Raw genomic sequence first — 19353 nt, forward strand, 5'->3', positions numbered from 1 at the left:
ATTATTCAACATGCAGGCTCACTCAAAAGCGCTTGAGTTTACCACTTAAGGTGCATTTTCTGCCATGCCAAATGGGCAAAATCCCCGTGCCATCACAAAATTAACCTGCAATGAATAAGCCCCTGACACCTTGTAAGTAGTGGTTTTAAAGGTTTTTTTATTTCGATACCTCGATGGGGGTATTTGCCGTTGTCTCCACTATCAGCAAAAAGCCTTGATGCCGAAATATACCCCCTTGGATGTAGCCTTTTCGGGGCCAATGGGGGAAATATGTTTAATTTTTGTTGGCAGGTTCTCGAGGGGAATCCTGTGGTACAACCGGTTTCAGGAGAGCGACGGTTTGCCAACGCAGCTCGGGGTGCGCGGGGCGTGGCCTTTTTCCTGCCACTCGGTCTCGGTGTAGGTATGCAACGCCAGTGCATGAACGGCACCGGCCAGCTCGTCGGCCAGCACCGAATTGACCTGACGATGACGGGCCAGCAGCCGCTGCCCTGCAAATTGCTCGCTGACGATCACCACCTTGAAGTGGCTCTCAGATCCCGGTTCCACACGGTGCATGTGGCTCTCGTTGATCACCTCCAGCACGGTGGGGGAGAGGGCGGCGGTCAGCTTGGCTTCAATCAGTTGTTGGATGGTCATCGGATCGGCTTCCAGAGTGAATGTTGGGTCATTCTATCGGCAGTCGCGGGATGGAATAAGCCCCCGTAAGAGGGAAATCACCCGTCAGTTGCCCCCTTGATGCGCATCGAACTGGTGAAATTCCTGCTCCTCGCTAGAATAGCGCCACTTTGCGTCGCCCCTGGCGCCTGTATACACGAATCAAGCCGAGGTTGGACTCTTCCTATGCAAACCCTTCTCGACACTCCCCATTGCCAGCTCACGCTCTACCGCTATCCGCGCCAGAGTCAGGAGACCCTGCAAGCCTGGGATGCGGCTGACGAATATCTGATCAACACCCTGGCGGAGTCTCCCCTCGAGCAGGCGGGCCCCGTCATCATCATGAATGACGGTTTTGGCGCGCTGGCCGCCTATCTGCATCCGCACTCCCCCTGCTGCGTCACCGACTCCTACATCAGTGAGCGGGCGACCCTGGCCAATCTGGCCGAAAACGGACTGGATGCAGACGGGGTTCGCTTGCAGGATGCGCTGGCGCCGCTGCCCGATGCCCCTGCGCTGGTAGTGATCAAGGTCTCCAAATATCAGGCTCTATTGGAGCAGCAACTGCTGGCATTGCGTGCGGTAGTGACACCGGCAACCCGCGTTATCGCTGCCGGCAAGGCGAAGGATATTCATACCTCCACTCTCAAGTTGTTTGAGAAGTATCTTGGGCCTACCCGTACCTCGCTGGCCTGGAAGAAGGCGCGCCTCATTCACTGCGAGCCGCAGGCAGAACGTCCCGCGCTGGCCAACCCCTTCCCGACTGTCTGGCCGCTGGAGGGGAGTGGCATGCTCATCCACAACCATGCCAATGTCTTCTCGCGCACCAGTCTCGATATCGGTGCCCGCTTTATGCTGGACAACCTGCCCATCCACAGTGCCCGCAAGGTGATCGATCTGGGCTGTGGCAACGGGGTGCTGGGTCTGTCGCTGCTCGCCAAAGACAGCGAGGTGGAGGTGACCTTTATCGATGAATCCTATATGGCGGTTGCCTCGGCACAGCTCAACGTCGAGCACAATCTACCAGACGCACTGCCGCGCGCCCGCTTTATGGTCAATAACTGTCTCGACGGGGTGGCGGTCGGCTCGGCGGATCGGATCCTCTGCAACCCTCCTTTCCATCAGCTGCAGGCGATCACCGATCATATCGCCTGGCAGATGTTCAGCGATGCGCACCGGGTGTTGCCTCAAGGGGGTGAACTCTGGATAGTAGGCAACCGTCATCTGGACTATCACAACAAACTCAAGCGCTTGTTTGCCAACGCACAAGTCGTTGCGTCGAACAGCAAATTCGTTATTTTGAAAGCCATCAAACGCTAAAGCCAAAGGAAACCATGATGAAAAAGTCACTCTTGCTGCTGGCCGCCCTGATGCTGGGCGGGTGTGCCACTCATTGGCCGGAGACGGCGCTGCTCAATCCGCAGGTGATCCCCGCCAACCAGCAATACTACTCTGGCAATCGCATCACCATGGAAGGGGTAGACAAGCGTGAGGCTGCCTACGTCTTCTCCATCAAACATAAAGAGAAAGCCCCCGTGCTGGTCAACAGCGAGCGTCCGCTCAACCTGCTGATGGCCGAGCGGCTGGCCGAAGGTCTGCGCAGCCAGGGTCTGGAAGTGGGCAACAGTGGCACCACCAACCTGACGCTGGTGATCTCCAACGCTGCAGTCAATGTGGAAGAGAAGACCTTTACCTATGTCACCAAGTCCCGCGTCAGCCTGCAGGTGATCGCCGATTTTCAGGGCAACCGTCTGACCAAGCAGTTCAACATGTCCTCCAGCAAGGAGAGCCCGAGCGAGCCAAGCATGGCCGATCTGGAGTCTACACTGAACCTGCAACTGGGTAGCGTGCTGCAGCAGATCATGGCGGATGATGCGCTGCGCGGTTACCTGAAAGGTCAACCGAACGGTGCAGGGGTCTGATGATGAAAAAACTCTGGTTGCTGGCCATGCTGATCGCCCCGCTGGCGTTCGCGGGCCCGAAAGTCAGAATGGAGACCAACCACGGCAATATCGTGGTGGAGCTGGCGTCCAAGCAGGCGCCCCAGACGGTGAAGAACTTCCTGCGTTACGTGGCTGATGGCAGCTATGACGGCAGCATCTTCCACCGGGTGATCCAGGATTTCGTGGTGCAGGGTGGGGGCTACAACCAGCAGTTCCAGCAACTGCCAACTTATGAGCCTGTGGTCAACGAGTCGCGCGGTGGTCTGCCCAACAAGCGTGGCTCCATCGCCATGGCCCGCACCCAGGCGGTCGACAGCGCTACTCGCCAGTTCTACTTCAATCTGGTCGACAACAATAACCTCAACGCCGGTGGCTCTGCGGGTTATACCGTGTTCGGTCAGGTGGTGCAGGGGATGGAGGTGCTGGACAAGCTGGCTCAGGTACAGACCGGTTACAGCCCCATTTTGCGTGCCAACGATGTGCCGACCAGTCCCATCATTCTGAAGAAGGTGGTCTTGCTGGCAGAAACCCCGGCAGACAAGAAAGTCGACAAGAAAGCGGGCAAGTAACTCTCGCCGGACGCGGTTCGTCACCTCGCCCTTGTCAGGCCACAATACAAGGCTCATCCCGTTCGGGATGGGCCTTTTCTCTATCCGGGCTTCTTTGACCTATCTCTTTGCTCGCCTTGGCTATCTGCCATCAACCTGCCAAAATGACGCACTTTTCCAAAGTCGTCAGGTAGTTGAACATGATCCGCAAACCAAGCTGGAGAGAGTCCCTCGCCGTTTATCTCGAATTTCGGGTATTTATTCTCTTTGCCATGGGTTTTTCATCGGGTCTGCCGCTGCTGCTGGTGTTCGGTACTCTCTCATTCTGGTTGCGCGAGGCCGATGTCAGCCTGACCGATATCGGCTATATGAGCTGGGTGGCGCTCGCCTATGGCTTTAAATGGCTGTGGTCGCCGCTGGTGGATCGCATGCCGCTGCCGTTGCTCTCCACGCTGCTGGGGCGTCGCCGCAGTTGGATGTTCTTCTCCCAGCTGTTGATTGCCGCCGCGCTGGTCGGCATGGCGTTCTGCGATCCCAAGACCGAGCTGGCCCAGCTGGCGATGTTTGCCCTGCTGGTGGCCTTTGCCTCGGCCACGCAGGATATCGTTATCGACGCCTATCGCATCGAATCTGCTCCCGAGCGGCTACAGGCGGCGATGGCGGCCTCCTACATGACCGGTTACCGACTGGCGATGATCATGGCGGGCGCCGGTGCGCTGGCACTGGCAGCCTGGTTTGGTAGCAATAGTGGCTATGACTATCGTGGCTGGCAGATTACCTATCTGGTGATGGCGGGCCTGATGTCACTCGGGGTCATCACCACGCTGTTTTGCCACGAGCCGGATATCGATCTGGCCGAGCAGGGCAAACAACAGGCCGAACGCAAGGCGCAGCTCCTGAATAAAGGGTGGCCTGCGCTGCTGGCGAGTGCCGGGGCCTGGGGCTATGAGGCGGTCTGGTGTCCGTTTGCCGACTTCTTTCGTCGCTATGGCAGCTCGGCGCTGTTGATCCTGGCTCTTATCGCCTGCTATCGGGTTGCCGATGTGGTGATGGGGGTGATGTCCAACAGCTTCTATGTGGATATGCAGTTCAGCAAAACTGAGGTTGCCACCATTACCAAGGTGTTTGGCGTCATCATGACGTTAGTGGGTGCGGCGCTGGGGGGCGTGCTGGTGATGCGCTTCGGCACGCTGCGCATCCTGTTCTTGGGGGCGCTGCTCACCGCCAGCACCAACCTGCTGTTTGCTCTGCTCAATCAGATTGGTCACAATCTGGAACTGCTGACGCTGATCATCTCGCTGGATAACCTCAGTGCCGGTATTGCTACCGCGGCCTTCGTGACCTATCTCTCCAGCCTGACCAATGTGGCATTTTCGGCCACTCAGTACGCCCTGTTCAGCTCGGTAATGTTGCTGCTACCCAAGTTGCTGGCCGGTTTTTCCGGACAGGTTGTGGAGCAGATTGGCTACAGTGCCTTCTTTGTCGGAACCAGTTTACTGGGCTTGCCCGTGTTGTTGTTGATTGTGCTTGTCGCCAGAAAAGGGAGTGAGTTGCTCTCAACGGCTGACAAATAGCAAGCGTTTGCGTAGAATCGGGGGTGATTAGATTCACACTTCCGGATAAAGTTCCCGAGAAGTTGTTTCACCCCCAATTTTATTTGATTAGAATCCCTCTCGCTCCTTGTGGGCAGGCTACGGAAAACCTCAACTAACGCACAAGAGACCAATAAAATGGCCAAATTTACCAAGACTCTGATCGCTGCCGGTCTGCTGGCTGCTGCCGCTACCCCGGCCTTCGCTGCTGACTACAGCGGTGATATCCACAAGAATGACTACAAGTGGATGCAGTTCAACGTAATGCACACCATCGACCAGCGCCCTTTCACCACCGGTGAAGAGGACTACAACGATACCTATTTTGAAATGGAATTCGGTGGTCGCTCCGGCCTGTTTGATCTGTACGGCTATGTCGACGTATTCGATATTTTCGACTCCCGCCACAGCAACAAACACCATGGTCAGAACCTGTTCATGAAGTTTGCGCCGCGCATGTCTCTGGATGCTCTGACCGGTAAAGATCTCTCCTTTGGTCCTGTGCAAGAGCTCTACATTGCTAACCTGAACAACGTCGGCGACAAGCAGATGGAAAATCAGATTGGTCTGGGCGCCGATGTGATGGTTCCTTGGTTTGGCAAGGTAGGCATGAACCTGTATGCCCGTCATTCCACTGAGAACCAGTTCTTTACTCAAGAAGAAGGCGACTGGAACGGTTATCAGTTCTCCATGAACTGGTTCAAGCCCTTCTACACCTTCGGCAATGGTAGCTTTGTCTCCTACCAAGGCTATCTGGATTATCAGTTCGGTCTGGATACCCATGACCGTGCTGACCGTACCAGCGACAACCTGGCTACTTTCCACGGTATCTACTGGCATTCCGATCGTTATGCCGTTGGTTACGGTCTGAAGTACTTTATGGATGCTTATGGTACCAAAGATGGTTCCACTGCATTCGATGGTACTCCTTGGAAGAGCACCGGCTTCAGCCACTACTTCTCTGTTACCTACAAGTTCTAATAAAACTTGGGGTACAAAAAACCGGAGCATCTGCTCCGGTTTTTTTATGGCCGCGATTTAGATAGCGTGGCGCGAGTCATCAAGTGCGCCACGGCTGAGTGGATAAATCAGTCGCGGAAGTTCTGGAACTGCATCGGTTGACCCAGTTCGGCGCCACGGACCAGTGCCATGGTCTCTTGCAGATCGTCACGCTTCTTGCCGGTGACACGTACTTCATCACCCTGGATGGCGACCTGTACCTTGATCTTGGAGTCCTTGATCAGCTTGACCAGCTTCTTGGCGATCTCTTTCTCGATCCCCTGCTTGAACTTGACGGTCAGGTGGAAGCGTTTGCCGGAGTGAACTGAGTCACCCACTTCCATGGAGCTGTTTTCGATGTTGCGCTTGAGCAGGGCACCGCGCAGGATTTCGACCATCTGCTTGAGCTGGAAATCAGCATCGGCTTCCAGCTTTACCTCTTCCTTGTTCAACTCGAAGCTGGCTTCTACCCCACGAAAATCGAAACGGGTGGCCAGTTCACGATTGGCGTTGTCGACTGCGTTCAACACCTCGTTCATTTTGACTTCAGAGACAATATCGAATGACGGCATAGCCGGAGCTCCTCATGTTGCGTTATCGGGGGGCAAATCTACCAGAAAACGGGCAAATTTGCTGATTTTGATGGGGTTGCTCTGCTAGAATCCCCTGCGCACAGGACGGGTGGACCCGTTAGTGTCCACCAGCGACATCTTCACTTATCCCCGGTAACAGGTTGAGAGGATTGCAACCCTTACCCTGACAGAGTCACACCATGCCAAGCGGATTAAAAAATTCCCGACAGCTCGTTATTCCACCCGTTACTCCGAAGTGGTCACTGTTGGGTTGTGGCGCCCTCGGCGGCGTTTTTGCCTCCCTGTTGACCTTGAGTGGTCAATCCACCCGTGTCTTGTTGCGCGAACATCATAAGTCCACGCTCCATCCGGGGATCGATTTCACCTCGCTGGAGGGGCATGTCCAGCTGCTCAATATCGAGCGCGGATTTGTCAGCAAACCCGGCAAGATCCAGCGTCTGCTGGTGATGACCAAGGCCAGTCAGGTGATTGCCGCACTGACGCCGCTGGTGGGTAAGTTGGATGCCGGCGTGCCGATCGTGCTGCTGCACAACGGGATGGGCATTGCCGAGCAGGTGGTCGAGATGTTCCCGCACAATCCGGTGATTGCCGGTGTCACCAGCCATGGCGCCATGCAGTGCGGCCATTTTGTCTTCCGTCATACTGGCAAGGGGGAAACCTGGCTTGGCCCGATCAACGACGCCGCCAAGGCCCATGCTGCGCTCGCGGACGAGCTGGCGCTTGCACTGGGGCAGGCTGGCTGGGATGAGCAGGTATTGACGCGCCAGTGGCAAAAGCTGGCCATCAACTGTGCAATCAATCCCCTGACGGCTCTCTACAAGCTGAAAAATGGCGAGCTGGTTGGCTCCCGTTTTGCCGATGCCCTGCAGCAGATCTGCGTGGAAGTGGCGGATGTGATGTGTGCCGAAGGGATTGCAACCACGGCAGAGGAGTTGCAACGCCGGGTGATGACAGTGGTGGAGCTGACCGCTGACAATTACTCCTCCATGCATCAGGATATGGAGCTGGGACGTGAGACCGAGATCGAGGCCATCACCGGCTTCCTGTTGGCCAAGGCTGCCCAGCATGGCATTGCTGTACCGGTCAATCAGGGTCTCTATCAGGCGATTAAAGAGAAGAGCCAGGCCGTCTGATCTTTTACGAGCAAGCAGCAAGGAGGCGAACGTGAGTGTACTGGTGCTGGTGGCCCCCGGGTCGGAAGAGATAGAGACTGTTGCGATTGTCGATACCCTGGTGCGCGCCAGCATCGAGGTGGTGCTGGCCTCTTGCTGCCCTGCCGGGTCTCGGCAGGTGAAGGCATCGCGCGGGGTACAGCTGGTGGCCGATTGTCATATCGACGAGCTGACCCGTCGGGACTTTGAAGCCATCGTGGTACCCGGTGGTCTGCCCGGCAGCGAAGTGATCCGCGATACCCCGCTGGCCATTGATCTGCTCAAAGAGCAGGTCGCTCTTGGTCGCTGGCGTGCTGCCATCTGCGCCGCCCCTGTGGTGGTGTTGCAACATCATGCTCTGCTGGGTGATGCCATCGTCACCTGTCATCCCGGCTTTCAGCCCCGACTACCGACATCGCAGCTGTCACGTGAGCGGGTCGTCAGAGATGAGGCTCATCGCCTTATCACCAGTCAGGGGCCGGGCAGTGCCATCGAGTTTGCGCTTGAACTGGTTCGGGTGCTGCGCGGGGATGACGTGGCTACCGCCGTGGCTGGCCCTATGGTGCTGCCTTGAGCGCACTCTGCTGCAGAATCAAGCTGGCCATGCGTTGAAAAACGGGCCCCGGTCATCTTGATCGGGGCCCGCTTGTTATCTGCCGTTGTCGGTCACGCCATCTTGTCCGGCTCAGTAGTCGTACTGTGAGCACTGTTTTTTGTTGTACTCAGTTTTCCAGCGTGCCAATTCTTGCTCTGTGCCGAGCTTGTCCCCTTTCTTGATAGCCTGTTCCAGTATCTCAATCCGGTCGTACAGCCAGCGGCACTCTGCCGTCGGGTTGTTCTTGCCGATGCCGGTCAACGGCAGCAAACAGAGTCCCAACCAAAGATATTTCATCCCGAACGCTCCTTGTCATTGTGGTAGTAAAGGTCTCCTTGGAGTCTACTATTTTAGCCGCAACGAGAGAGATAGAGCTGCGATTATCCTTGGGGTAAGATGGTGCCATGTCTGTTTATTTATACAGTGGTATGCGCAAGATCATCCATATCGACATGGACTGCTTTTTTGCCGCGGTGGAGATGCGGGACAATCCGGCGTTGCGGGAGGTGCCGCTCGCCATCGGTGGGGCCTCCGAGCGGCGCGGCGTCATCTCGACCTGCAACTATGTGGCGCGCCGGTTCGGGGTGCGCTCCGCCATGCCGAGCGCCCTGGCGAAAAAACTCTGCCCGCCGTTGGTACTGATCCCTGGGCGAATGGCGGTGTACAAGGATATCTCCCGTCAGCTCAGAGCCATTTTCCTGCGCTATACCGATCAGGTTGAACCACTGTCGCTGGACGAGGCTTACCTCGACGTGACCCACAGCCGCTGTTGTGGCGGCAGCGCCACCCTGATGGCGCAAGAGATCCGGCAAGCCATCGTCACCGAACTGGGATTGACCGCCTCGGCCGGAGTGGCCCCCAACAAGTTTCTCGCCAAGCTCGCTTCGGAGCAGCGCAAGCCTGATGGTCTGTTTGTCATTCGTCCCGACGAAGTGGCCGAATTTGTCTGCCAGTTGCCCCTCGGCAAACTGCCCGGGGTGGGGCGCAAGACCGCCGAGCGGCTGGAGGCTCAGGGGCTCTACACCTGTGAGGATGCGCGGGCCTTGTCGGCACAAGAGCTGTGCAGTCGTTTTGGCAAGCTGGGGGAGATGTTGACGACCCGGATCTGGGGGCTGGATGAACAGCCGGTGCAGGCGCACCGGATCCGCAAAACCATCGGGGTGGAGACCACTTTGGCGAGCGATGTTTGTGACGAAGCCGCCTGCCTGAAGGTATTGCAGCAACTGCTACCGGAGCTTGAGCGGCGATTTCAGCTGGCGTGCCCTGCCGAGCAGGTGATGGGGCAGGGGATTAAACTCAAGTTTGCCGACTTCCACCAGACCACAGTCTATCGCAGTCAGGGTGGCTATCAGCCAGCCTTGTTCGTTCCCCTGCTCAAAGAGGGGCTACAGCGGGCACAAGGGCGTTCGGTTCGCCTGCTGGGCTTGGTGGTGGGTTTGCCAAAAGAGGGTGAAGTTAATCAACTCTCGCTGGATTTGCTGTGAGAGAGTTAAGTTTTTGTTTGTAAAGTCGATAATCTATCCATATCTGTATGACGTAGGAATATTGGCATGAGCGCTCTTTCTGTCCAGGGTCGGATTACCCTGATCGCCGGTTGCTGTCTGTTGGTGACAGCCGCCGCTCTGGTTGCCTCTTCGATTTACAACGCGAACAAGATGCAACAGCAGGTGCGGCAAGCCACCATGCACGAGGCGCAGCAGTCTGCCGAGAACTGGATGAAGGCGATGGGCTCGGAGCAGGCGGCCAAGGTGACCAGCTATCTCGATGAGGCCTATTTCCGCGCCAGTTTGCTGGCCGAGAGCGTGTTGTTCCAGCGCAAGAATGCGGCCGAGAACTTTGTCCATTCGGAGGCGCTGCGCAGCGCCGTCAATCAGCAACTGCACGATGCCGTTGCCTCATCGACCAATCTGCTTGGTGTCTATGCGGTGTTCGAGCCTGACCAGCTGGATGGGGAAGACAGCAACTATCAGGGCTCAACGGCGCTGGGTTCCAACGACAAGGGGCGTTTTTCCAGTTACTGGGCCTATGACAACGGCAAGATAGAGCCGGAAGTGCAGAATGAGGATGTACTGGCCGATGAGAGCCCGACTGAGGCTGGTGGAATCGAAAACGAGTGGTATCGCTGCAGTATTCGCACCCGTGCCCTCTGCCTGCTGGAGCCCTATCTGGACGATGTGGGCGATAAACAGATATTGATGACCTCGGTGACGGTCCCGCTGCTGGAGCAGGAGACCTTGCTGGGGATGGTCGGGGTCGATATCTCGCTGGCCACTTTGCAGAGTCTGGTCAGTACCATGGACAAGGAGCTCTATGACGGCAAGGGCAGAATCTTGCTGGTCAGTCACGAGGGGCGCGTGGCGGGAGCCGATGAGTTCGATGTGACCATGGGGCGTGGGCTGGATCAGAAGTATCAGGGGCTGGCCAGCGAGCTGAAAGGCTGGCTCAGTCAGGGTCAGGAGCTGACTCGCTGGAGCAGCGATGGCACCCTGTTGCAGACCTTTGTCCCGGTATCCATGCGTGGCACCGACCGTAAATGGGGCATCTACATTGAATTGCCACGGGCAGTAGTACTGGCCTCGGCCCAGCAACTGCAAGATGAGCTGGCCAGTGAGGCCAATCGCAGCGTGGTCTCGCAGCTGTCGATCGGAGTGCTGATCTCGCTGGTTGCCCTGAGTTTTATTTGGTTGATGGCGCGCCAGATTGTGGCACCCATCCGCGCCGTAGTTGCCCGTCTCAAGGATATCGCCAGCGGCGAGGGGGATTTGACCCAGCGTATCGAGATCCTGCGGCAAGACGAGATCGGCGAGTTGGCCAAGTGGTTCAACAGCTTCCTCAACAAGTTGCAATCCACCATCAGTCAGGTGATTGATACCGTCTCCGGTACGCGTAATAGTGCCGAGCGAGCCGCGCAGGTGGCCGAGCGCACCAGCAGCGGCATGCAGGCCCAGTATCAGGAGATCGATCTGGTGGCGACGGCATTTGAAGAGCTGAGCGCCACGGCGTTGCAGGTCTCCGGTAATGCCGGCTCGGCGGTGGCGGCTGCCAACACCACTGACGCCGCAGCGCAAGAGGGCAAATATGTCGTTGCCGACACTCAGGAGGCGATGCGCAAGCTGATGACCATCATCAACGATGCCCAGCCGGTGGTGGAGCGACTCTCCGCCAACAGTGACAACATCAATGACATTCTTATCGTGATCCAGGGAATTGCCGAGCAGACCAACTTGCTGGCGCTGAATGCGGCTATTGAAGCGGCGCGGGCCGGTGAGCAGGGCCGTGGCTTTGCCGTGGTGGCTGATGAGGTGCGCAATCTGGCGGGTCGCACCCAGAATGCCATCGTCGAGATCCAGACTCTGATCAGCCAACTGCAATCCGGTACCGGCGCCGTGGTCAAGGCGATTCGCGATGGTCATGGACAGGCTGACGAGACCCTCGCCAAGGTGGATCTCTCGGTGCAGGTGCTGGAGCAGATTATCCAGTCGGTCTCCACCATCCATCAGATGAACGAGCAGATTGCCCGGGCGGCGCAGGAGCAGAGCCGGGTGGCGGACGAGATCAACCGCAACGTCAGCAACATTCGCGATGTGAGCCACACCATTCGGGCCGAGGCGGCGACATCCGCCGAAAATGGTCGCGAGCTCTCTGCGCTGGCGGACAAGCAGCAGCAGCTGGTGGGGCAGTTCAAGGTATAGAAGATGAAAAAAGGCGCCATCCAGCTGGAGGCGCCAAACACATTCAGATGACAGACTGGGTCAAACCGGTGAGATTTGAGCCCCTCTTCCCGCAGAGGAAGAAACACAACACCACAATCGCAGTCGAAAGACTCACTAAAAACACATGTAAACCAACACGTAGTAGAAAATGTGAGCCATATGACGACTGATTGCTGGGCGAATTATGTTTATTCACTGGTCGACCCGCAACCGACAAATTATAATGCGCCCCATTAGAAAAACTCATCGTCGGCTGGTGTCATGTCTCGTCGTTTACCCCCGCTCAATGCCCTCAAGGCCTTTGAAGCTGCGGCTCGTCACTTAAGCTTTACCCGCGCAGCAGAAGAGTTGTTTGTGACTCAGGCTGCCATCAGTCACCAGATCAAGGCGCTGGAGGAGTATCTTGGCATCAAGCTGTTCCGCCGCAAAAACCGCTCCTTGTTGCTGACCGAAGAGGGGCAGGGCTATTTCCTGGATATCAAGGACATCTTTGCCTCCATCTCAGAGGCGACCGACAAGCTGCTGGCCCGCAGTGCCAAGGGGGCATTGACTGTCAGTTTGCAGCCGAGTTTCGCCATCCAGTGGCTGGTGCCGCGGTTGGTCAAATTCAGCGAGCGTCATCCTGATATCGATGTACGGATCAAGGCGGTTGATCTCGATGAAGGGTCGCTTACCGACGATGTGGATGTGGCCATCTACTACGGCCGCGGCAACTGGCCGGGTCTGCGCTCGGACAAGCTGCATACCGAATACCTGATCCCGGTCTGTTCCCCCTTGCTGCTGACCGGGCCCAAACCGCTGCGTACGCCGCAAGATTTGACTCTTCATACCCTGCTGCACGATACCTCCCGCCGCGACTGGAAGGCGTGGTTCCGCCAGCTCGACATCGATGCGCCCAACGTCAATCAGGGTCCCATCTTCAGCCACTCCACCATGGTGATCCAGGCTGCGATCCACGGCCAGGGGGTGGCGCTTGGCCACAGCGTGCTGGCACAACCGGAGATTGAGGCCGGTCGCCTTATCTGCCCGTTCGAGCAGGTGCTGGTGAGCAAAAATGCCTTCTATCTGGTGTGCCAGGAGCAGCAGTCGGATCAGGGCAAGATCGTTGCCTTCCGCGACTGGATGCTGGAGCTGGTGGAGCAGGAAGAGGCGCGTCGCAGGGCAAGGCTCGCCGATGCCTGATGTGATCCGCGAGGGGGCTGTTGATGCCCCCGTTCGCATTTTGCTGGCCCACGGGGCAGGTGCAGGGATGGAGCACCCCTTTCTTGCCGAGATGTCACGTCTGCTAGCTGGCCCCGACATCGAAGTGGTGCGCTTCAACTTTCCCTACATGACCAAGCGAGCACAGGATGGCAAGCGCCGTCCGCCGGACAGAGCACCTGTGCTGCTCGCCCATTGGCGCGACATGATCCGCGAGTTTGCCCATCCACGGCTGTTTCTGGCGGGCAAGTCGATGGGCGGGCGGATGGCGGCGGAACTGTATAGCGAAGGCGAGGGTGAGATGAATGCTGCAGGATTGCTCATTCTCGGGTATCCTTTCCACCCTCCGGCCAAGCCCGACAGCTGGCGAGGCGAGGTACTCAAGCATATTGCAGCGCCAACTCTGCTGTTGCAGGGGGAGCGCGATACCTTCGGTAGTCGCGCCGAACTGGCCGATTTCCCCTTCTCACCCGCCGTATCGGTCCATTGGTTGACCGATGGTGATCATGGTTTCAAACCGCGTAAAGCCAGTGGCGTGAGTGAGCAGGAGAATATGCAGCATGCAGCGGCGGCCATCAGCCATTTTGTGGCCCGGCATGGATAGCACGAGAGGGTTGGCTTTATTGCCAGCCTCGATGAGAGAGGGAGAGTGAGGATGCAGATCCATCGACATTGGCTGATACTGGCCGGTCTCTTCGGGTTGACGGCCACCATGCTGGGGGCTTATGGCGCCCATGGATTGGCGGCGACCGGCATTACGCCCGAGCGTCTGGCGGCGTTCAATACCGCCGTGCAATATCAGTTTTTTCACGCATTGGCCCTGCTGGTTCTGGGCTGGTGTGGTGTGCGCAGCAGGATGATCCACCTGGCTGGCACCGCTTTTGTGCTGGGGATCATCGGATTCTCCGGCAGTATTTACGCCATGGTGCTGCTTGGCAGCAAGGGGCTGGGGTTGATTACCCCGGCCGGTGGCCTCTGTTTTATGTTGGGATGGACGGCCCTGATCTGGGCCGGCTGTCGTCTTGGAGGAAAAAATGAATAATCTGCTGCTTTATTGCCGCCCCGGTTTTGAGAAAGAGGCGGCTGCAGAGATCACCGAGCGTGCCGGTAACATGCAGTGCTACGGTTTCGCCCGGGTCAAGGACGACAGCGGTTATGTGATCTTCGAACTGTATGACGAGGAGCAGGCGGACCTGCTGGCTCGCAAGCTGCCATTCCGGGAGCTCATCTTCATCCGCCAGATGCTGGTGGTCACCCATGAGCTGAAGGATCTGGATGTCGCGGACAGGATCTCCCCGATCCTTGAGGCGGTGAGTGACTACACCATTTGCGGCGATCTGCGGGTCGAAACCGCGGATACCAACGAAGCGAAAGAGCTGTCAGCCTTCTGCCGCAAGTTCACCGTGCCGCTGCGTCAGGCGCTGCGCAGCAACGAGATCCTGACCAAGAAGGAGACGCCGAACCGTCCGGTGTTCCACGCCTTCTTCATGGCCAATGATCACGTGTTGCTGGGTTACTCCTACTCGTTCAACAACTCCGGATTCCACATGGGGATCCCGCGCCTGCGCTTCCCGGCAGATGCGCCGAGCCGCTCCAGCCTCAAGCTGGAGGAGGCGTTTTACGTGTTCGTGCCGCGGGAAGAGTGGGATGTGCGTCTCTGCTCAGGCATGAAGGCGGTGGATTTGGGCGCCTGCCCGGGTGGCTGGACCTATCAGCTGGTGCGTCGTGGCATGATGGTGACGGCGGTCGACAACGGCATGATGGCCCAATCCCTGATGGATACCGGTCAGGTCAAGCATATCCGGGATGACGGTTTCGTCTGGCGTCCGAGCAAGAAGAACACCTACTGGCTGGTGTGCGACATGGTCGATAAACCGGCGCGGGTCGTTCACATGATTGCGGACTGGTTCCGTGAGGGTGACTGCCAGGAGGCGATGTTCAACCTCAAGCTGCCGATGAAGAAGCGTTATGCCGAGTCGGTGCACAATATCGAGGTATTGCGCGAGATGCTCAAGGAGATCGACAACGCGTTCGTGATCCAGGCCAAGCAGCTCTATCACGATCGAGAAGAGATCACCGTGCATGTTTACAACAAGTACTGGGTCTCCAAACTCGAGCCCAAGGCGTGATGTAGCAGTTCTGCCCGTACGATAAATACCAAGGCCGACAGGGAAACCTGTCGGCCTTTTGCTATTCGGCTGCCGGAAAATATCAGAAACGGTAATCGAGGCGCAGGGAGGATTCGTCGTCGGTCACCTTGATCTCTATCTGCAGCGGGATGGTTTTGTCGACCGGATTGAATTGCATCTTTATCCCATCTCCTCTCAGCCTGAGGGCGGTGTTCATTCCGCCAGCCTTGAACTTGACCTTGGGTCTGAAGCGTTCGACCGACAGACTGACGCTTTTTTCCGGGGTCAGATTGAGCTGCGGGTAGGAGGTGATCTTTTGATTACCAAAGTTGTCGGTGGAGACTTCAATACCAAACGACAGGGGTTTGGGTGCCTTGAGCAGGTCGTTGGTATTCAGGCTCGAGCGCCATACCTCGGTGGCAGTCCGTTTTTCCTGCTGTGGCAGTTTGGCGGTTTGGGTCTGTTGATCCTGCTCGAAAGCACTGGCAGTGCCACACACCAGCAGCAGACCCGACACCAGATAGCACCCGTATCCCTTCATGAAAAACACTCCCTGTTCTTTTTCTCTATTGAACATAGTTGCTGTTTGGGGAGTGGCAAAGGATTCGGAAACATAAAAAAGGGAGCCGAAGCTCCCTTTTAAAATCAATTAATTAACTCACAGGCGATCGATGATGGCCTGGGTGAATTCGCTGGTGGAAGCCGTGCCACCCAGATCGCGGGTGACCCGATCACCGGATTCGATGGTGGCTCGTACTGCCTCGCGGATCCGCTCTGCTTTATCCTGCATGCCGAGGTACTCCAGCATCTGAATGGAGGCGAGGATCACCGAGGTCGGGTTGGCAATGTTCTTGCCTGCAATGTCGGGGGCAGAGCCGTGGACCGCTTCGAAGATGGCCGCGCCATCGCCGATGTTGGCGCCGGGCGCCATGCCAAGGCCGCCAACCAGACCGGCGCAAAGATCAGAGAGGATGTCGCCGAACAGGTTGGTGGTGACCATGACATCGAAACGCTCCGGGTACATCACCAGGTTCATGCAGGCGGCATCGACGATCATCTCTTCGCTCTGGATATCCGGGTAGTGGCTGGCGATTTCACGGGCCACTTCGAGGAACAGGCCGGAGGTCGATTTGAGGATGTTCGCCTTGTGGATGATGGTGACCTTCTTGCGCCCTTCCTGACGAGCCAGCTCGAAGGCAAACTTGACGATGCGCTCGGCCCCTTCGCGGGTGATGATGCTCATCGCCTCGGCACTCTTGTTGTCATCGCTGCGCTTCTGACCTGCACCCGAGTACATCCCTTCGGTGTTTTCGCGCACTGTGATGATGTCGATGTTGTCGTAACGGCTTCTGGTGCCCTTGAAGGAGATGACCGGGCGCACGTTGGCGTAGAGGTTGAACTTCTTGCGCAGGGAGACGTTGATGGAGGTAAAACCGCCGCCGACCGGCGTGGTCAATGGCCCTTTCAGGCTCACCTTGTTCTTCTCAATCAGATCCAGGGTAGCCTGGGGCAGCAGCTCGCCATGCTTCTCGAGGGCAACCAGACCCGCATCAGCGTATTCGTACTCAAAGTCACAGCCCGCATGGGTCAGGATCTGGATGGCTGATTCAATGATGCTGGGGCCAATGCCGTCGCCGGGGATCACGGTAATTTTTCTTTTGGACATGAGAGGGTTCCACTTCCAGGGTATAGGGGAGGATGGGGCTGCTTTATAGCATTTACTCAGCAAACCAACCACATTCCTTTACATTCTACTCACTTTTATCAACAGCGAGGGTGAGTCTCGTCATGGTTCGCGCCCTTGCCTGCATTTTTGTTCGGCACTTTAGTCTGGCTGGGGCGGGTAGCGGATGTCCCGCAGGTTGAATCCCAGCGGAATATCCCGCTGCAAGCGCACCAGCCGCTGGGCCAGCAGGGCCTCATCCTGATGTTGGCGCAGCTTGATCAGGGGCTTGGCGGCATCCTCTTGCTGGCAGGCTTCGAGCATGGCTGCCAGATTGCCATATTGCTGCAACAGCTGGGTGGCGGTCTTGGGGCCGATCCCCGGAACTCCCTTGATATTGGAACCGCTGATACCGGTCAGGGCCCAGAAGTCGACCAGCTGAGCAGGGGCTACCCCATATTGCTGCTGGACGAAGGCTGCATCCAGCCAGAGCTTGTTGAAGTAGTCGCGCACCCGGATCTGCGGGCAGATGAGCTGGCAGAATCCCTTGTCGGTGGAGATGATGGTTGCCTGATGGCCATGGCTGGCGATGCCGCTGGCGAGGGTGGCGATAAGGTCATCCGCTTCATCGGTCTCGGAGAGCAGGGCATCGACCCCGCACTCCCAAAAGGCATCCTGCAGGGTCGCCAGCCCTTCACGCAGTTCGGGGGGCATGGGAGTTCGCCCCTCCTTGTAGGCCGGATAGACCTCTTTGCGCCAGCTATGCACCTCGCCATCAAACACGGCAATGACATGGGTTGGCTCGCTATTGGCCAGCAGCTTGCGGCAGGTATTGATAAGGTTGGCTCGGGTGGCGACCAGCGCCTGGGCTGGGGTCAGTGCCTGCTGGGCCTGTACCGCGTGCAGACGGCGAATGAGGTTGAGGGCATCGATGATGAGCAGGTGTGGCCGGATAGTTGACATGGGGCACTCTTGGCGGTCGGGACGCCCCATTGTAACAAACCGCTCGCCTTATGGGGGATTGATGGCAGTCGGGAAGGCATTGAGCTAATAAAGAGGGGCGCCGATGCGCCCCTCTGTCGATGATGTATCTGTACCCTAGCGGACGATTTCGTAGCAAGGCACATACTGACTGCCCGGCAGCTTCATCCGCTGCTGCTTGACGAAACTCTCCAGCAGCTTGTCCATCAGGTGCATCAGCTCCTTGTCGCCGTGCAGCTTGAAGGGGCCCTTCTTCTCGATGGCGCGAATGCCCCCTTCCTTGACGTTGCCGGCGACGATGCCGGAGAAGGCTCGACGCAGGTTGGCGGCCAGCAACTGGGGCGGCTGGTTGCGGTGCAGATCCAGACTGGCCATGCTGGCGTGATCCGGCTCGAAGGGGAGCTGGAACTCTGGCTCAATCTTGAGGGACCAGTTGAAAGAGTAGGCATCGCCGACAGATTTGCGGTATTCGCGTATTTTCGGCATCGCCTCTTTCATCACCCGGGCCACTTCCGGCGCATCGCCGACAATGATCCGGTAGAGCTTGGTCGCCGGTTCACCGAGGGTCGCCTTGATGAAGTCGTCGATGGCACGGAAGTAGTCGGCGCTCTCTTTCGGGCCGGTCAGGATGATGGGCATCGGCTGCCGCTCGTTGGCTGGATGCATCATGATGCCGAGCAGATAGAGTAGCTCTTCGGCGGTGCCGACCCCCCCCGGGAAGATGATGATGCCGTGGCCGAGGCGTACGAAGGCTTCCAGCCGTTTCTCGATATCCGGCAGGATCACCAGCTCGTTGACGATGGGGTTGGGCGGTTCGGCCGCGATGATGGAGGGCTCGGTCAGGCCGATGTAGCGCCCGTTGCGCACTCGCTGTTTGGCATGGCCGACGGCGGCTCCCTTCATTGGGCCCTCCATGGCGCCAGGGCCACAGCCGGTACAGATGTTCAGCTCACGCAAGCCCAGTTCGCTGCCCACGGCGCGGGTGTACTGGTATTCGATCTCGTTGATGGAGTGGCCACCCCAGCAGACGATCAGGTTGGGATCGGCGCCGGGCAGGATCACCTTGGCGTTGCGCAGAATGGCGAACACTACGTTGGAGATATGAGTTGAGTTGGTCAGATTGACCTGGCGGTTGGACTCGAGCTGATTGGAGACATAGAGAATGTCGCGCAGCACCGAGAAGAGGTGTTCCTGAATGCCGCGAATGATCTCGCCATCGACAAAGGCGTGTTCGGGGGCATTGAACAGTTCCAGCTTGACCCCGCGCTCGCGCCGGATCACATGAATATCGAACGATTTGAAGCGCTCCAGGATCTCCTTGGAGCTGTCGGTATGGCTACCAGAATTGAGCACTGCCAGCGAGCAGTTGCGAAACAGTTGATAGATATCGCTGGAGGCAGTCTGCTTGAGGCGATCCACCTCAAGCTGTGACAGCAAATCCATGCTGCCGACGGGATTGATGTGCGTAATCATAGGTTCCCCTTTACTCACTTGTTATCGTTGTGTTTTTCCCTGGGGAGAAAAGGGGACGCTATGTTGCATCCCCTGAGATCGATAGTAGTGGTAACAGAGGGTGGAGGGAAATAGGG

20 protein-coding genes are annotated in these 19353 nt (G+C 57.6%); 13 read left to right on the plus strand and 7 right to left on the minus strand.

What is annotated here, in order from left to right; genetic code table 11:
* Positions 1 to 324: 324 nt before the first annotated feature.
* Positions 325 to 639, minus strand: a complete 315-nt coding sequence (locus AB5Y67_RS13980; protein ID WP_042053239.1) for a BolA family transcriptional regulator — start codon at positions 637 to 639, stop codon at positions 325 to 327.
* 204 nt (positions 640 to 843) lie between these two features.
* Between AB5Y67_RS13980 and AB5Y67_RS13985 the strand changes: the two genes are divergently transcribed.
* The 5 genes from AB5Y67_RS13985 (at position 844) to AB5Y67_RS14005 (ending at position 5721) form a co-directional block, all read left to right on the plus strand.
* Positions 844 to 1977 carry a methyltransferase gene (locus AB5Y67_RS13985; RefSeq protein ID WP_150390360.1) on the plus strand — a complete coding sequence of 378 codons (1134 nt, stop codon included), beginning with the start codon at positions 844 to 846 and terminating at the stop codon, positions 1975 to 1977.
* 17 nt (positions 1978 to 1994) lie between these two features.
* Positions 1995 to 2579 (plus strand): YajG family lipoprotein, encoded by a 585-nt coding sequence (locus tag AB5Y67_RS13990; RefSeq protein ID WP_005349692.1) that lies wholly within the window; start codon positions 1995 to 1997, stop codon positions 2577 to 2579.
* Between the two features lie 2 nt (positions 2580 to 2581).
* The gene (locus tag AB5Y67_RS13995) at positions 2582 to 3169 is read left to right on the plus strand and encodes a peptidylprolyl isomerase (RefSeq protein WP_042053243.1); all 588 of its coding nucleotides are present in this window, start codon (positions 2582 to 2584) and stop codon (positions 3167 to 3169) included.
* Between the two features lie 173 nt (positions 3170 to 3342).
* Positions 3343 to 4722: an MFS transporter gene (locus tag AB5Y67_RS14000; RefSeq protein ID WP_150390361.1), complete on the plus strand. Its 1380-nt coding sequence runs from the start codon at positions 3343 to 3345 to the stop codon at positions 4720 to 4722.
* Positions 4723 to 4878: 156 nt separating this feature from the next.
* A complete protein-coding gene (locus AB5Y67_RS14005) occupies positions 4879 to 5721 on the plus strand; it encodes an outer membrane protein OmpK (RefSeq protein ID WP_042053245.1) in 843 nt (280 codons plus the stop codon).
* 107 nt (positions 5722 to 5828) lie between these two features.
* Here AB5Y67_RS14005 and AB5Y67_RS14010 read toward each other — a convergent pair whose 3' ends face one another.
* On the minus strand, positions 5829 to 6311 hold the full coding sequence (locus AB5Y67_RS14010; RefSeq protein ID WP_005338634.1) for a YajQ family cyclic di-GMP-binding protein: 483 nt from the start codon (positions 6309 to 6311) through the stop codon (positions 5829 to 5831).
* A 200-nt stretch (positions 6312 to 6511) separates the two neighbouring features.
* Here AB5Y67_RS14010 and AB5Y67_RS14015 point away from each other — a divergent pair, with 200 nt between their 5' ends.
* Entirely contained in the window at positions 6512 to 7465 is a 954-nt protein-coding gene (locus tag AB5Y67_RS14015) for a ketopantoate reductase family protein (RefSeq protein WP_129504580.1), read from the plus strand.
* A gap of 31 nt (positions 7466 to 7496) precedes the next feature.
* Positions 7497 to 8057 carry a DJ-1 family glyoxalase III gene (locus tag AB5Y67_RS14020; protein ID WP_129504579.1) on the plus strand — a complete coding sequence of 187 codons (561 nt, stop codon included), beginning with the start codon at positions 7497 to 7499 and terminating at the stop codon, positions 8055 to 8057.
* Positions 8058 to 8168: 111 nt separating this feature from the next.
* Here AB5Y67_RS14020 and AB5Y67_RS14025 read toward each other — a convergent pair whose 3' ends face one another.
* The gene (locus AB5Y67_RS14025) at positions 8169 to 8375 is read right to left on the minus strand and encodes a hypothetical protein (protein ID WP_005338629.1); all 207 of its coding nucleotides are present in this window, start codon (positions 8373 to 8375) and stop codon (positions 8169 to 8171) included.
* Positions 8376 to 8506: 131 nt separating this feature from the next.
* Here AB5Y67_RS14025 and dinB point away from each other — a divergent pair, with 131 nt between their 5' ends.
* From dinB to rlmM, 6 genes are all read left to right on the plus strand, one after another.
* Positions 8507 to 9562, plus strand: a complete 1056-nt coding sequence (gene dinB, locus AB5Y67_RS14030; RefSeq protein ID WP_129504629.1) for a DNA polymerase IV — start codon at positions 8507 to 8509, stop codon at positions 9560 to 9562.
* A gap of 66 nt (positions 9563 to 9628) precedes the next feature.
* Positions 9629 to 11770: a methyl-accepting chemotaxis protein gene (locus AB5Y67_RS14035; protein ID WP_113739001.1), complete on the plus strand. Its 2142-nt coding sequence runs from the start codon at positions 9629 to 9631 to the stop codon at positions 11768 to 11770.
* 282 nt (positions 11771 to 12052) lie between these two features.
* Positions 12053 to 12973 carry a transcriptional regulator GcvA gene (locus AB5Y67_RS14040; RefSeq protein ID WP_005338622.1) on the plus strand — a complete coding sequence of 307 codons (921 nt, stop codon included), beginning with the start codon at positions 12053 to 12055 and terminating at the stop codon, positions 12971 to 12973.
* Entirely contained in the window at positions 12966 to 13595 is a 630-nt protein-coding gene (locus AB5Y67_RS14045; RefSeq protein ID WP_199427465.1) for an alpha/beta family hydrolase, read from the plus strand. The genes AB5Y67_RS14040 and AB5Y67_RS14045 overlap by 8 nt, the downstream gene beginning before the upstream one ends.
* A gap of 51 nt (positions 13596 to 13646) precedes the next feature.
* Entirely contained in the window at positions 13647 to 14033 is a 387-nt protein-coding gene (locus tag AB5Y67_RS14050) for a DUF423 domain-containing protein (protein WP_199427466.1), read from the plus strand.
* Complete coding sequence (rlmM, locus tag AB5Y67_RS14055; protein ID WP_005338617.1) at positions 14026 to 15120, plus strand: 23S rRNA (cytidine(2498)-2'-O)-methyltransferase RlmM; 1095 nt, start codon at positions 14026 to 14028, stop codon at positions 15118 to 15120. Before AB5Y67_RS14050 ends, rlmM begins: the two co-directional genes overlap by 8 nt.
* A gap of 82 nt (positions 15121 to 15202) precedes the next feature.
* On the opposite strand, the gene AB5Y67_RS14060 is transcribed toward rlmM, so the two are convergent.
* The 4 genes from AB5Y67_RS14060 to ppnN all read right to left on the minus strand — a co-directional run bounded on the left by AB5Y67_RS14060 (position 15203) and on the right by ppnN (position 19237).
* Positions 15203 to 15661, minus strand: a complete 459-nt coding sequence (locus AB5Y67_RS14060; protein ID WP_005358627.1) for a hypothetical protein — start codon at positions 15659 to 15661, stop codon at positions 15203 to 15205.
* A gap of 117 nt (positions 15662 to 15778) precedes the next feature.
* Positions 15779 to 16786, minus strand: a complete 1008-nt coding sequence (locus AB5Y67_RS14065) for an isocitrate dehydrogenase (protein WP_005349723.1) — start codon at positions 16784 to 16786, stop codon at positions 15779 to 15781.
* Positions 16787 to 16945: 159 nt separating this feature from the next.
* Positions 16946 to 17746, minus strand: coding sequence for a flap endonuclease Xni (xni, locus tag AB5Y67_RS14070; protein ID WP_199427467.1), 801 nt, complete (start codon positions 17744 to 17746; stop codon positions 16946 to 16948).
* Between the two features lie 135 nt (positions 17747 to 17881).
* Entirely contained in the window at positions 17882 to 19237 is a 1356-nt protein-coding gene (gene ppnN / locus AB5Y67_RS14075; RefSeq protein ID WP_005338611.1) for a nucleotide 5'-monophosphate nucleosidase PpnN, read from the minus strand.
* Between the last annotated feature and the right edge of the window lie 116 nt (positions 19238 to 19353).

This window comes from Aeromonas sp. s12 (genome assembly GCF_040907925.1).
Taxonomy (GTDB): Bacteria; Pseudomonadota; Gammaproteobacteria; order Enterobacterales; family Aeromonadaceae; genus Aeromonas; species Aeromonas veronii.